Source organism: Streptomyces sp. NPDC001933, from assembly GCF_042890955.1.
In the GTDB taxonomy this organism is placed as follows: Bacteria; Actinomycetota; Actinomycetes; order Streptomycetales; family Streptomycetaceae; genus Streptomyces.
The window spans coordinates 43257-57086 of the sequence record NZ_JBIASS010000021.1 but is presented as its reverse complement, the minus strand read 5'-3'; the positions used below and the strand labels follow the sequence as shown (position 1 = coordinate 57086).

General features: G+C 70.1%; 12 protein-coding genes. 4 read left to right on the top strand and 8 right to left on the bottom strand.

From position 1 onward, the window contains the following. Nucleotides 1-7: 7 nt before the first annotated feature. Complete coding sequence (rpsD, locus tag ACFYY7_RS36445) at nt 8-622, bottom strand: 30S ribosomal protein S4 (protein WP_072484525.1); 615 nt, start codon at nt 620-622, stop codon at nt 8-10. Between the two features lie 188 nt (nt 623-810). Between rpsD and ACFYY7_RS36440 the strand changes: the two genes are divergently transcribed. Continuing rightward, nucleotides 811-1512: a DUF2470 domain-containing protein gene (locus tag ACFYY7_RS36440; RefSeq protein ID WP_388668033.1), complete on the top strand. Its 702-nt coding sequence runs from the start codon at nt 811-813 to the stop codon at nt 1510-1512. A gap of 25 nt (nt 1513-1537) precedes the next feature. Here the strand turns inward: ACFYY7_RS36440 and ACFYY7_RS36435 are convergent, their stop codons facing one another. The 4 genes from ACFYY7_RS36435 to ACFYY7_RS36420 form a co-directional block, all read right to left on the bottom strand. Beyond that, nucleotides 1538-2917 carry a replication-associated recombination protein A gene (locus tag ACFYY7_RS36435; protein ID WP_388668032.1) on the bottom strand — a complete coding sequence of 460 codons (1380 nt, stop codon included), beginning with the start codon at nt 2915-2917 and terminating at the stop codon, nt 1538-1540. Nucleotides 2918-2983: 66 nt separating this feature from the next. Then, entirely contained in the window at nt 2984-3619 is a 636-nt protein-coding gene (locus ACFYY7_RS36430; protein ID WP_388668031.1) for a vitamin K epoxide reductase family protein, read from the bottom strand. Between the two features lie 534 nt (nt 3620-4153). Continuing rightward, complete coding sequence (gene hisS, locus ACFYY7_RS36425; RefSeq protein WP_388668030.1) at nt 4154-5416, bottom strand: histidine--tRNA ligase; 1263 nt, start codon at nt 5414-5416, stop codon at nt 4154-4156. Nucleotides 5417-5429: 13 nt separating this feature from the next. Then, nucleotides 5430-6116: an MBL fold metallo-hydrolase gene (locus tag ACFYY7_RS36420; RefSeq protein ID WP_388668029.1), complete on the bottom strand. Its 687-nt coding sequence runs from the start codon at nt 6114-6116 to the stop codon at nt 5430-5432. A 148-nt stretch (nt 6117-6264) separates the two neighbouring features. On the opposite strand from ACFYY7_RS36420, the gene ACFYY7_RS36415 reads away from it, so the two are divergent. The 3 genes from ACFYY7_RS36415 to ACFYY7_RS36405 all read left to right on the top strand — a co-directional run bounded on the left by ACFYY7_RS36415 (nt 6265) and on the right by ACFYY7_RS36405 (nt 9365). After that, a complete protein-coding gene (locus tag ACFYY7_RS36415) occupies nt 6265-7056 on the top strand; it encodes a peptidylprolyl isomerase (RefSeq protein WP_351252375.1) in 792 nt (263 codons plus the stop codon). A 196-nt stretch (nt 7057-7252) separates the two neighbouring features. After that, the gene (locus ACFYY7_RS36410) at nt 7253-8482 is read left to right on the top strand and encodes a DUF349 domain-containing protein (protein WP_266735896.1); all 1230 of its coding nucleotides are present in this window, start codon (nt 7253-7255) and stop codon (nt 8480-8482) included. Nucleotides 8483-8759: 277 nt separating this feature from the next. Beyond that, the gene (locus ACFYY7_RS36405) at nt 8760-9365 is read left to right on the top strand and encodes an ALF repeat-containing protein (protein ID WP_388668028.1); all 606 of its coding nucleotides are present in this window, start codon (nt 8760-8762) and stop codon (nt 9363-9365) included. A gap of 63 nt (nt 9366-9428) precedes the next feature. Here ACFYY7_RS36405 and ACFYY7_RS36400 read toward each other — a convergent pair whose 3' ends face one another. The 3 genes from ACFYY7_RS36400 to secF form a co-directional block, all read right to left on the bottom strand. Then, entirely contained in the window at nt 9429-12008 is a 2580-nt protein-coding gene (locus ACFYY7_RS36400) for a RelA/SpoT family protein (RefSeq protein WP_388668027.1), read from the bottom strand. 169 nt (nt 12009-12177) lie between these two features. Further along, complete coding sequence (locus ACFYY7_RS36395) at nt 12178-12729, bottom strand: adenine phosphoribosyltransferase (protein ID WP_388668026.1); 552 nt, start codon at nt 12727-12729, stop codon at nt 12178-12180. Continuing rightward, nucleotides 12726-13829 carry a protein translocase subunit SecF gene (gene secF, locus ACFYY7_RS36390; RefSeq protein ID WP_383713936.1) on the bottom strand — a complete coding sequence of 368 codons (1104 nt, stop codon included), beginning with the start codon at nt 13827-13829 and terminating at the stop codon, nt 12726-12728. The genes ACFYY7_RS36395 and secF overlap by 4 nt, the downstream gene beginning before the upstream one ends. Nucleotide 13830: the final 1 nt, after the last annotated feature.

The following is a 13830-nucleotide window of genomic DNA, read 5'->3' as shown; positions in this document are numbered from 1 at the left end:
GCCTGGATCAGCGGGCGTAGTACTCGACGACGAGCTGCTCGTCGCAGATCACGGGGATTTCCTTGCGGTTCGGGTCCCGGTCAAGGCGGAAGGCCAGGGCCTTCAGGTTCACCTGCAGGTAGCGCGGGGTCTCGCCGTCGGGGGCGTAGCCACCCTCGCGGGCCACCTGGAAGGGGTGCTTGTCGCGGCTGCGCTCGCGGACCATCACGATGTCGTCGGGACGGACGCGGAACGACGGCTTGTCGACCTTGCCACCGTTGACCTCGATGTGACCGTGCACGACCATCTGACGGGCCTGGTAGATGGTGCGGGCGATGCCCGAACGCAGAACCAGCGCGTCGAGACGGCGCTCGAGCTCGACGACCAGCGCCTCGCCCGTCTTGCCCTCGGCCTTCTTGGCGCGGTCGTACGCGCGCGCCATCTGGCGCTCGCTGATGTCGTACTGCGCACGCAGACGCTGCTTCTCCAGCAGACGGACCTTGTAGTCCGAGTTCTGCTTGCGGCCACGGCCGTGCTCGCCCGGCGGGTAGGGGCGGGCCTCGAAGTACTTGACGGCCTTCGGCGTCAGCGCGATGCCGAGCGCGCGGCTCTTCTTGACCTTGGGACGCGACTGGTTAGGCACGTTCTCCAGACCTCCGTTGTAGGTTAGGTTAGGCTCACCTTACTTAAGGAGATCGCATGTCTCGCCCGGGGAACACCAGTCACATCACGGACAGCACTGACAGCGTCGACACCCCTCGGGGTGCCGATACGACGGAGGACCGATCAGATCGTGGTCAGCCGCGTCCCGGCGGGCTTGAAAACACTCGGATGCCGTCAGCAGCCGAGCGCACACGAACTCTCGTACAGAGTACCTGCTCGTCGGTGCTGCTCATCCCCGGGGTGGACGCAGCGGCCTGGGATCAGCTGATGCCGCTCACCCGAAGCGTCGGTCCCGACGGGGATCTGTTCCTCGAACTCCCCGCCGATTCCCCGGTGGTACGGACCGCGACACACGCCGAGGACGACGAGCTGTCGGCTGTGCTGGAGCTCACGGACGTAGCCCCGGTGTCCGTCCCGCACCGCATCCGCGGCCGCGCGTGGGTCTCGGGCTGGCTCACCACCGTACCCGGCCTGTCGGGGCCCGGCCGGATGACGCTCAGGCTGGAGACGGGCGAGGCGTACGTCGACGATCTGTGGGGCGCCGAGGAGGTCGAGCCGGAGGCATTCCGGGACGCGGCACCCGATCCGCTGATCGAGTACGAGGCGGAGCTGCTGCAGCATATGCACGCGGCGCACGGCGAGCAGCTGGCGACGCTGTGCGGGCTGCTGGGCGACCGGACGGCGGGCCGCTGCCCGGCCCACCTGCCTTCCGTCGCGCCGCTCGCGCTGGACCGGTACGGGCTGCGGCTGAGGCTGTGCGAGGACCGGGGGCGGAGCTACGACGCCCGCTTCGAGTTCCCCGCTCCGGTGCGGGACGTCAATGAACTGCGCGAGGCCATGTACACGCTCTTCGAGGCCGCGGCGCACTGAACGGGTGGCGCAATCCCGCGCGGCCTCAGCCCGCGGACGGGCCGGTGCCGTCGCCGGCCGTGCGGCCGAGCCGCTCGCGGACCCGCTCCACCACATCCGCGTAGCGCGCCTCCGCGCCGTAGCGCGTGGGCTGGTAGTAGTGCTTGTCGCGCACCGCTTCCGGTGCGTACTGCTGGGCGGCGATGCCGCCGGGGACGTCGTGCGGATACACATAGCCCTGGGCGTGGCCCAGCTTGGCGGCGCCCTTGTAGTGGCCGTCGCGCAGATGGGCGGGAACGGGGCCCGCGAGCCCCTTCCGTACGTCCTCCTGGGCGGCGAAGATCGCCAGGGTCGCCGCGTTGGACTTGGGGGCGAGGGCCAGGGCGATCGTGGCATGGCTCAGGGTCAGCGCCGCCTCCGGGAAACCGATCATCGCGACCGCCTGGGCGGCCGCGACGGCGGTGGGCAGCGCCGTGGGGTCGGCGAGGCCGATGTCCTCGCTGGCCGAGATCATCAGCCGCCGGGCGATGAACCGGGGGTCCTCCCCCGCCTCGATCATCCGGGCCAGGTAGTGCAGCGCGGCATCCACGTCGGAACCGCGGATCGACTTGATGAGCGCGCTCGCCACGTCGTAGTGCTGGTCGCCGTCCCGGTCGTACTTGACGGCCGCGCGGTCGACGGTCTCCTCCAGGGTCAGGAGGCTGATCTCCTTCTCCTGCTTGGCCAGTGCGGCACCGGCCGCGGCCTCCAGCGCGGTCAGCGCCCGGCGGGCGTCGCCGCCCGCGATCCGCAGCAGATGCGCCTCGGCCTCCTCCGGCAGCGTCACCGCGCCGCCGAGCCCCCGCTCGTCGGTGAGCGCGCGCCCGAGCAGTCCGCGCAGATCGTCGTCGGTGAGCGATTCCAGGGTGAGCAGCAGCGAACGGGACAGCAGCGGCGAGATGATCGAGAAGTACGGATTCTCGGTGGTCGCCGCGATCAGCGTCACCCAGCGGTTCTCCACGGCCGGCAGCAGGGAGTCCTGCTGAGCCTTGGAGAAGCGGTGGATCTCGTCGAGGAAGAGGACGGTCTCCTTGCCGTAGCCACCGGTGGCGCGGCGGGCGCCCTCGATGACGGCGCGCACCTCCTTGACGCCCGCGGTGATCGCGGAGAGCTCGACGAAGCGCTTGTTGGTGGCCTTGCTGACCACGTACGCCAGAGTCGTCTTCCCGATGCCGGGCGGGCCCCAGAGGATCACCGACGACGGGCCCGCCGGCCCGCCGTTGCCCTCGCCGACCAGGCGGCGCAGTGGCGAGCCCGGCTTGAGCAGATGCTGCTGGCCGACGACCTCGTCGAGGGTGCGGGGACGCATCCGGACAGCCAGTGGGCTGCTGGACGGGTCCTTCTCCTGGCGGTCTTCGGCTGCTGCGGTAAAGAGGTCGGGCTCCACGTTTTGAAGCCTATGCCACGGCACTGACATCCCCGCCGGGCCGGTCGCCCGGGAGGGACGGGCCGGTCAGCTGGTCCAGAAGTCCCACCAGCGGGTCAGGATCAGCATGCCGATGACGCCGACCCACAGGACCGGCGGCACCCAGTGGAACTCCGTCAGACCGTTGCGCAGCCAGCTCGGCGCGGGAATGATCCGGTGCTTGATGTTGTGCGTGGTGACGTAGCAGAACATGAAGATCGTGGCGACCCAGGCCAGGCAGCACCAGAGGCAGAGCGAGTTGATGTTGTAGAGCGACTGGTACTGGAGCCAGGTGCAGAAGCCGACGCCGAACAGCGTGCCGGCGTTCATCCCGAGCCAGTACCAGCTGCGGAAGCGGGCGCCCGCGAGCAGTGCCAGCCCGATTCCGATGATCACGGGGTAGGTGGCCATGCCGAGCATCGGGTTCGGGAAGCCGAAGGCGGCCGCCTGCTCGCTCTTCATGATGTTGCCGCACGCGACGACCGGGTTGAGGCTGCAGCCCGGTGTGAAGTTGGGGTCCTCCAGCAACTTGAACTTGTCGATGGTGATGACCCAGGCGGCGAGGAGCCCGGCGGCACCCGTGATCACCAGCAGCAGTGCGAACGCCCGACTGCCGCCGATGGTCCTCTTCCCGCCGTCCTCGTCCTGTTCGGAGGAGGGATGGTCAACCGCTGCAGTCGTCATATCGCCGTTCCATCAGTGAGTGGCCTGCTGGGCACGGTCATTGTGCCGTACCACGGCGCAGCTCTTCTGTTCGATGGGCATAAAGGTGTACCCGAAGGTCTGCGCGCGACCGGCGCGGAACTCAAGGGCCGCGAGAGGCTCCGAGCCATCACCGAGCTCTCGGTGGCAGTATGCGTACCGGGGAAGCACCACGGCGAAATGGCCTGCGTGTACGGCCCGGACCTGGGGATCCGGCGGGGCTAGGTGTTCGGGACCCTCGGGCCGAACGGGCCGGGAAGAGCACGGGCTCGGAGAACCCGCAGGGTCGTCACGGCCGTGCCGAAGGGTCCGTCACGGTGCCGGGCGTCGATCCGGCCCGCGCCGGCCGCCGTTGCCGCTCCCGGTTCGGCCGCGCCTGTCAGGATGAATCCGCACGCGTCGAGTTGACGGTACGGGAAGCGGTGGCGCACTCCGCCCGCTGCCGGAGAAGGCCGGGGCCGGACATGACTTCGGGATGGCCGCCGGGAAGATCCCGTCGGCCACCCCGACGACGTTTCAGGCCAGGCGCTCGCGGACCGCCTCGACCACGCCGGACAGCGGCACGGCCGTCTGCTCGCCGGACTCCATGTCCTTGAGCTGGACGACGCCCTCGGCCAGGTCGCGCTCGCCCGCGACGATCGTGAGGCGGGCCCCCGACCGGTTCGCGCTCTTCATCGCGCCCTTGAGGCCGCGGTTCCCGTACGCGAAGTCCGCCGCCACTCCCTCGCGACGCAGCTGCGTGACGGCGCCGAACAGCACCCGGCGGGCCTCCTCGCCGAGCGGCACCGCGAAGACGCTGGTGGCGGCGGGCAGTTCGAGCTCGATGCCCTCCGCCTCCAGCGCGAGCACCGTACGGTCCACGCCGAGCGCCCAGCCGACCGACGGGAGCGCCGGTCCGCCGATCATCTCGGACAGGCCGTCGTAGCGGCCGCCGCCGCCCACCGCGGACTGCGATCCGAGCCCGTCGTGGACGAACTCGAAGGTGGTGCGGGTGTAGTAGTCGAGGCCGCGGACGAGCTTCTCGTCGTCCTCGTACACCACGCCCGCCGCCGAGAGCAGGTCGCGCACCTCCTCGTGGTACGCCTTGCAGGCGTCGCAGAGGTAGTCGCGCAGCACCGGGGCGCCGGTCAGCTGCTTCTGCACCTCGGGCCGCTTGTCGTCGAGGACCCGGAGCGGGTTGATCTCGATGCGGCGGCGGGTCTCCTCGTCCAGGTCGAGCTCGCGCAGGAAGCCCTGGAGCGCGTCCCGGTAGACGGGGCGGCACTCCTTGTCGCCCAGCGAGTTGAGCAGGATGCGGAAGTTCCGCAGGCCCAGCGCACGGTACGCCTGGTCGGCCAGGATGATCAGCTCGGCGTCCAGCGCCGGGTCCTCGGCGCCGATCGCCTCGGCACCGACCTGCGAGAAGTGGCGGTAGCGGCCCTTCTGCGGGCGCTCGTAGCGGTAGTACGAGCCGGAGTACCAGAGCTTCACGGGCAGGTTGCCGAGCTTGTGGAGGTTGGCCTCCAGCGCGGCACGGAGCACTGAAGCGGTGCCCTCGGGGCGCAGCGCCAGCTGGGAGCCGCCCTTGGTGGTGAGGGTGTACATCTCCTTGGTCACGATGTCGGTGGACTCACCGACACCGCGTGAGAAGAGCGCGACGTCCTCGAAGCCGGGGGTCTCGATGTAGCCGTAGCCGGAGTTCTTCAGGGGTGCGGCGATGGCCTCGCGCACCGCGAGGTACTTGGCGGAGTCCGGCGGGGTCAGGTCGTACGTGCCCTTGGGGGCCTTGAAAGTGCTCACGGGATTTCTCTCGTCACATTCCTCGTCGGGGCGCGTCCATGCCGTTCAGGAACGGATTCGAGGCGCGCTCACGGCCGATGGTCGTCTGGGGTCCGTGGCCGGACAGCACCACGGTCGAGTCGTCGAGCGGCAGGCACACACGGGCCAGCGACTCGAGCAGCTCGGCGTGGTCACCGCCGGGAAGGTCGGTGCGTCCGACGGAGCCGGCGAAGAGCAGGTCGCCCGAGAAGAGGATCTGCGGAACATCCGCGGCCTCGGGCATCCTGAACGTCACCGACCCCTTGGTATGGCCGGGCGCATGCGCGACACCGAACTCCAGACCGGCCAGCTTCATCAGAGCGCCGTCGCTCAGCTCCTTGACGTCGTCCGGCTCCCCGATCGTCAGCTCGCCCATGAGAGGCATCCCGATGGAGCGGCCGAGGGCCTTCTCCGGGTCACTCATCATGTAGCGGTCCTCGGGGTGGATCCAGGCGGGGACGTCGTGCGCGCCGCACACGGGGACGACCGAGGCGACATGGTCGATGTGGCCGTGGGTCAGTACGACGGCGACGGGCTTCAGCCGATGCTTCTTCAGTGCTTCCTCGACTCCGGCCGCGGCCTGGTGGCCCGGGTCGATGATCACGCACTCCTCGCCTGCGGCCGGGGCGACCAGATAACAGTTGGTCCCCCAGGCCCCTGCGGGGAACCCGGCAATGAGCACGATCGTCCTTAATGGTCGTCCGACGGCGGATTGCGACTGAGAAGGTCGCGGCAGTTCAGAGCCTACCGGCGCTCCTCATTCCACAGCTAACCCATATACGGTACGGGGCAGCCAAGGCCCATCACACGACCTACAAGGAGATCACCCGGTGGTCAGCAGCGATCAGCGGCGGCGGCAGCTCGCCAGGGAGAAGTTCGAGCGGCAGCAGCAGCGCCGGGAGGAGGCCCGCCGCAGGACGAGGCGGCTGACGGCCGTCATCGCGTCCGCGGTGGCCGTGGTGGCGGTCATCGGTGTGGGCTCCTATCTCGCCCTCGACGACGACGGCAAGAAGGACAAGGCGGACGCCGCCGCGAGCGCGGACCCGTCGGCCGACGCGTCGCCCTCGCCCAGCGAGAGCAAGGCGCCCGAGCCGGCGATGAAGATCGACAAGAAGGCCGAGTACGCGATGTCGCTCAAGACGAGCCAGGGCGACATCAAGTTCACGATGGACGCGGCGAAGACCCCGCACACCACGAACTCCTTCAAGTCGCTGGCCGACAAGGGCTTCTTCGACGGCACCAAGTGCCACCGGCTGACCACGCAGAACATCTTCGTCCTGCAGTGCGGCGACCCCAAGGGCGACGGCACCGGCGGCCCCGGCTACACGATCCCGGACGAGAACCTGACGGGGCTGGGCAAGGCGGGCGCCGACGGCACGGTGACCTACCCGGCGGGTGTGGTGGCGATGGCCAACGCCGGCCCCCAGACCGGCGGCAGCCAGTTCTTCCTGGTGTACAAGGACAGCAAGCTGCCGCCCAACTACACCCCGTTCGGCACGATGGACGACGCCTCGCTGAAGGTCGTCAAGGAGATCGGTGCGGCGGGTGCGGAGGGCGGTGCCCCCGACGGTGCGCCGAAGAAGGCCGTGAAGATCACGAAGGCCGCTGTCGACAAGTCGTGACCGGCCCGGGGCGGCCGGCCCGGCCCTGAGAGGTCCTGGCGCGGGACGGATTTTTTTCGGCCGCGCTGAGTGCGGACAGCCGGGCGGCCGGTCGCCTAGATTGGCGTTGTGCAGGGCGGGCGCTGCCCGCCCCAGGAAACTGTGGACGATGCCAGGGGGGCGAACCCCCTCGCGGGCATCAGGTGGAGGAGGCGCTGTGAGCAGCGACCCGTGGGGCCGTGTCGATGAGACCGGCACCGTGTACGTGCGGACAGCCGACGGCGAGCAGGTCGTCGGATCGTGGCAGGCGGGTTCCCCCGAGGAGGCTCTGGCCTACTTCGAGCGCAAGTACGAGGGCATTGTGGTCGAGATCGGCCTCCTCGAACGGCGGGTGAAGACCACCGACCTGTCGGCGAAGGACGCGACGACCGCCATCGAGCATCTGCGTCTGCAGGTGGACGAGCATCACGCCGTCGGTGACCTCGACGCGCTGCGCAAGCGGCTCGACGCGCTCGTCGCGACGGTCGACTCGCGGCGCGAGGAGCGCAAGGCCCAGAAGGCGAAGCAGACCGACGAGGCGAAGCAGGCCAAGGAGGCCCTGGTCGCCGAGGCCGAGGAGCTGGCGCAGAGCGAGCAGTGGCGCTCCGCGGGCGAGCGGCTCCGTGCGCTCGTCGACACGTGGAAGGGCCTGCCGCGGCTCGACCGCAAGTCCGACGACGAGCTCTGGCACCGGTTCTCGCATGCCCGCTCGGCGTTCTCCAAGCGCCGCAAGGCCCACTTCGCATCGCTGGACGCCCAGCGCGAGGAGGCCCGCAAGGCCAAGGAGAAGCTGGTCGTCGAGGCGGAGTCGCTCTCCGGTTCCACCGACTGGGCGGCCACGGCCGCCCGCTACCGCGACCTGATGACGGAGTGGAAGGCGGCGGGCCGCGCCCAGCGCGAGGCCGAGGACGAGCTGTGGAACCGCTTCCGCGGTGCTCAGGACGTCTTCTTCGCCGCCCGCAGCGAGGTCTTCGCCGAGCGGGACGCGGAGCAGGGCGAGAACCTCAAGCTGAAGGAGGAGCTCGCGGTCGAGGCCGAGCGGCTGGTGCCGGTGAAGGACCTGAAGGCGGCCAGGGCCGCGTTCCGGGCCATCAACGAGCGCTGGGAGGCCATCGGCCACGTACCGCGTGACGCCCGCCCGAAGGTCGAGGGGCGGATGCACGCGGTGGAGCGGGCGCTCCAGGAGGCCGAGGAGTCGGAGTGGCGGCGGACCAACCCGGAGGCGCGTGCGCGCGCCGCGGGTCTGACCGGTCAGCTGCAGGCCGCCGTGGACAAGCTGCGTTCGCAGATCGACACGGCCCGCGCCTCGGGCAACAACGCCCGCGCCGACAAGCTCGCCAAGGAGCTGGAGGGCCGGCAGGCGCTGCTGGACCAGGCGCTCAAGGGCCTGGAGGAGTTCGGCGGCTGACGCCTCCTGACTTCGCCCGAGGGGCTTCTCCGCGTTCGCGCGGGGAAGCCCCTCTCGCGTGCCGGGCCGTACGAGGCGCTCGCCGTCCCGTCGTGGTGTCGTCCGGTGCTGCTGCCGCGGCAACCTGCTGTGCGCAGTCGGCAGCGAAGGGTCGTGACGACTGCCGGAACCGGGCAGTGACCCGGGGCCGGGACAGGAACGATGATCTCCGCACCGGCGCGCTTCGTGCGGCTGCCGGATCCGCCGAGATCACTACGTCCTTGAGGCAGGTCCACCGATGAGAATGACCCGCGCCGCCCTGACCGTCGCGGCCACCGCTCTGGCCCCGGCGCTGTTGCTGACCGGCCCGGCCTTCGCCGCCGGGGATGCCTCCCCGGCCACCGCCGCGGCCACGGCACCGGCGCCCGACGGCTCCGGCACCCCGGTGGACGAGATGTCCGACGACGACCTCCGGATCGCGATCCTGCGCATCCTGGCGGACGAGGACAGCGGCAAGAGGGTCGTCCGGGAGGCCAACGAAGCCCTGGACATCGGCACCACGGAAGCCATGCGGTACTTCCCGGAGACCGGCTACCCCCTGGCCCAGGCCGAGGACGACCAGGTCGCCCTCTTCCGCATCCTCGCCGACCCGGACTCGGGCAAGCGCGTCACCAAGGAAATCAACCAGCTCCTCGACAGCGGCACCCCGCAGGACATACGGCAGTGGCTGGAGACCGGCTACCGCCTCGCCCAGGCCGAGGACGACCGCGTCGCCCTATTCCGCATCCTTGCCCGCCCGGACATCAGCGAGGCGATGCGCGCGGCGGTCGGCGAGGCGATCGACGGCACGCCGGAGGAGATGCGGTACTTCCTGGAGTACGGGCAGTACGAGGTCGACGCGTAGCCGGGCACCGTCCGCCGGCGGCGCAGGGCCTGATCCCGGCCGCCGACGGGGGCCGGGCCCGTCCTACGGCCTGCGGGCCGAGGTCACCCGGTAGACGTCGTAGACGCCCTCCACGCCCCGTACCGCCTTCAGTACGTGGCCGAGGTGCTTCGGGTCGCCCATCTCGAAGGTGAAGCGCGAGGTGGCCACCCGGTCCCGGGAGGTCTGCACGGCCGCCGACAGGATGTTGACGTGCTGGTCGGACAGGACGCGGGTGACGTCCGAGAGCAGCCGGGACCGGTCCAGGGCCTCGACCTGGATGGCGACCAGGAAGACCGAGGACTGGGTCGGCGCCCACTCGACCTCCAGGATCCGTTCCGGCTGCTGCGAGAGCGAGTCGACGTTGACGCAGTCGGCGCGGTGCACGGAGACGCCGCTGCCCCGGGTGACGAAGCCGATGATCGGGTCGCCGGGAACGGGCGTGCAGCAGCGGGCCAGTTTGACCCAGACGTCCTCGACGCCCTTGACGACCACGCCCGGATCGGCGTTGGAGCGGCGCTTGCCGCGGCTGCGCGAGGGCGGCGAGCTCTCGGCGATGTCCTCGTTGGCCTCGTCCTCGCCGCCGAGCGCCTGGACCAGCTTCTGCACGACGCCGGCTGCCGCGACATGTCCCTCGCCGATCGCCGCGTACAGCGACGAGATGTCGGGGTAGCGCATCTCGTGGGCGAGGGTGACCAGGGAGTCGCCGGTCAGGATGCGCTGGATCGGCAGGTTCTGCTTGCGCATGGCACGCGCGATGGCGTCCTTGCCCTGCTCGATCGCCTCGTCGCGGCGCTCCTTGGAGAACCAGGCCCGGATCTTGTTGCGGGCGCGGGGCGACTTGACGAAGCCCAGCCAGTCCCGGGAGGGTCCGGCGCCGGCCGCCTTGGAGGTGAAGACCTCCACCAGGTCGCCGTTGTCGAGCGTCGACTCGAGCGGTACGAGCCGCCCGTTGACCCGTGCTCCTATCGTCCGGTGGCCGACCTCCGTGTGCACCGCGTACGCGAAGTCGACCGGGGTCGCACCCGCGGGCAGCGCTATGACGTCGCCCTTGGGCGTGAAGACGAAGACCTCGTTGCGGGAGAGGTCGAAGCGCAGCGACTCCAGGAACTCGCTGGGGTCCTCGGTCTCCTTCTGCCAGTCCAGGAGCTGGCGCAGCCACGCCATGTCGTTGACGGTGTCCTGGCTCCGGCCGCCGCCCGTGTTCTTGGGGACGTCGGTACGGACCTTGGAGGCGCCCGCGACGGCCTCCTGCTTGTACTTCCAGTGCGCGGCGATGCCGTACTCGGCGCGGCGGTGCATGTCGAAGGTGCGGATCTGGAGTTCGACGGGCTTGCCGCTGGGACCGATCACCGTGGTGTGCAGCGACTGGTACATGTTGAACTTGGGCATCGCGATGTAGTCCTTGAACCGGCCGGGGACCGGATTCCATCGCGCGTGGACGGTGCCGAGCGCCGCGTAGCAGTCGCGGACCGTGTCGACAAGTACCCGAATTCCCACCAGGTCGTAGATCTCGGCGAAGTCCCTGCCCCGCACGATCATCTTCTGGTAGACGCTGTAGTAGTGCTTCGGCCGCCCCGTGACGGTGGCCTTGATCCGGGCGGCGCGCAGGTCGGCCTGGACCTCGTCGGTCACTATGGCGAGGTATTCGTCGCGCTTGGGGGCCCGCTCGGCGACGAGGCGGACGATCTCGTCGTACATCTTGGGGTAGAGGATCGCGAAGGCGAGGTCCTCCAGCTCCCACTTGATGGTGTTCATGCCCAGGCGGTGCGCCAGCGGGGCGTAGATCTCAAGCGTCTCGCGGGCCTTCTTCTCCTGCTTCTCGCGCTTGAGGTAGCGCATGGTGCGCATGTTGTGCAGCCGGTCGGCGAGCTTGATGACCAGGACCCGGGGGTCCTTGGCCATGGCGACGACCATCTTGCGTACGGTCTCGGCCTGGGCGGCCTCGCCGAACTTGACCTTGTCCAGCTTGGTGACACCGTCGACGAGCAGGGCGACCTGGTCGCCGAAGTCGCGGCGCAGGGTGTCCAGGCCGTACTCGGTGTCCTCGACCGTGTCGTGCAGCAGCCCGGCCATCAGCGTCGCCGGGTCCATGCCCAGCTCGGCAAGGATCGTCGTGACGGCGAGCGGATGCGTGATGTACGGATCGCCGCTCTTGCGCTTCTGGCCGCGGTGCCAGCGCTCGGCGACCTGGTAGGCGCGCTCGATCTGGCGCAGCGTGGCCGTCTCGATCTTGGTGTCGTTGCTCCGGACGATGCGCAGCAGCGGTTCGAGAACCGGGTTGTACGGGCTGGAGCGCTGCACGCCGAGACGGGCCAGCCTGGCCCGCACCCGGTTGGACGAGCCACCGGAGCGGGTGGCGGGGGCGCTCGGCGGGACCGGCCTGCCCGCGGGCTTCGCGGGGGGCTTCGGGGCGGACGCGGCCGGGGAGACGGGTGCGGCCGGCTGTGCGGGGGAAGCGGGCGCGGCCCCGGGTGCCGGGGCGCTCGCCCGGTCCGGGCCCTGACCGGGCTCGGGGGCCGGGGGCTTCGGCTTGTCCGCGGGCTGCTTCTTCCCGGGCGTGGCTGAGGCCGCCGCGGGCTTGTCGGGCTGCGGGGCGGCGACTGGCTGGGCCTCGTCTGGCAAGAGCGCTCCTCGTGCGGATCCGGGTACCCGGAGAGGCCATCGTATCCACCCTGTGGCCGGTCCTCCCCCGGGGACCGTGGAGACTCCTGAGAACGCGGAACGGGCACCCGGTTGTTCCCGGGTGCCCGTTCTGCTCGCACGATGCGTCGCCGCTTACGGTCGGTGCTGCTCAGACCGTGATCAGAACCTCCAGCGGCGCGCCCCGCAGGCCCTGCTCCAGCCGGGCCCGTCCGGGGAGGAAGCCGAGCTCCATGAGGACCGCGACGCCCGCGACCTCGGCACCGGCCCGCCGGATCAGCTCCAGCGAGGCCTCAGCGGTGCCACCCGTGGCGAGGACGTCGTCGATGACCATGATCCGGTCGTCGGCGGACAGGTCCTCCGCGTGGATCTCGATCTCGGCGGTGCCGTACTCCAGCTCGTACGCCTGGCTGAGCGTGGCTCCGGGCAGCTTCCCCGCCTTGCGGACGGGCACGAAGCCGAGCCCGGCCCGGACCGCGACCGGGGCGGCCAGGATGAAGCCGCGCGCCTCCAGGCCGACGACCTTCGTGGCGCCGTGCCGTACGCACAGCTCCGCGAGGGTGTCGGTGAGGGCCGAGAACGCCTTCGGGTCCGCGAGCAGCGGGGTGATGTCCTTGAACAGCACGCCCGGCTTCGGGTAGTCCTGGACGTCGCGGATCCGGCTGAGCAGGAGCTCGCGGGTGCCCTCGGTGGTGCTGGTCATCGACGATTCCCCGGGGTCCGGCCGTGGCCCCTGGGGGGCTGCTGGCGCTGGCCGACGACCGCGGCGGCGGGTGCGGCGTCCTGCGGGTGGTCGCCGTCCGACTGCTCGTCCTCGGCGGACTCGCCCTTGGCGGCGGCCGCCGCGCGCTTGGCGAGGATCCGCTTCTTCAGGGCCTTCATCTGCGGCTCGCGTTCCTTGAGGTCGGCGACGAGCGGCGTGGCGATGAAGATCGAGGAGTACGCACCGGCGGCGAGGCCGACGAAGAGCGCCAGGGAGATGTCGTTCAGCATGCCGGCGCCGAGGACGCCGCCACCGATGAAGAGCAGACCGGCGACCGGCAGCAGGGCCACCACGGTGGTGTTGATGGAGCGGACCAGCGTGCCGTTGATGGAGCGGTTGGCGATCTCGCTGTACGTCCACCGGGTCTGCTTGGTGATCCCGTGGGTGCCCTCCTTGAGGCTGTCGAAGACGACGACCGTGTCGTAGAGGGAGTAACCGAGGATGGTCAGCAGACCGATCACGGTGCCCGGGGTGACCTCGAAGCCGACCAGGGCGTAGACACCGACCGTGATGGTGATGTCGTGGATCAGCGCGACCAGGGCCGCGATGGCCATGCGCCATTCGAAGGCGATGGCCAGGTAGATCACGACGAGGACCATGAAGATGCCGAGGCCGGTCCAGGCCTTGTTGGCGATCTGCTCACCCCAGCTGGGGCCGACCAGGTCGGCGGCGATCTTCTCGGCCGGGACGTCGAGGTCCTCGGAGAGCTTGTTCTTGATCTCGTCGGACTTCGCGGTGTCGACCTCGGTGATCTGGATGCGCAGACCGCCGTTGCCGAGCTTCTGGACGATCGCCTGGTGGCCGGAGGCCTCCGTGGCCAGGTCCTCGGCCTTGGCGACGGTGACGCTGGTCTTCGGGGTGGTGAAGACCGCGCCGCCCTTGAACTCGATGCCCATGTTCAGGCCGCTGACCGCCAGGCCGACGATGGCCGTGATGGTGATCAGGATCGAGATCCCGTACCAGATCTTGCGCTTGCCGATGAAGTCGTAGCCGACCTCGCCTCGGTAGAGACGGGCGCCGAGAGTGCCGAGTCGCGACATC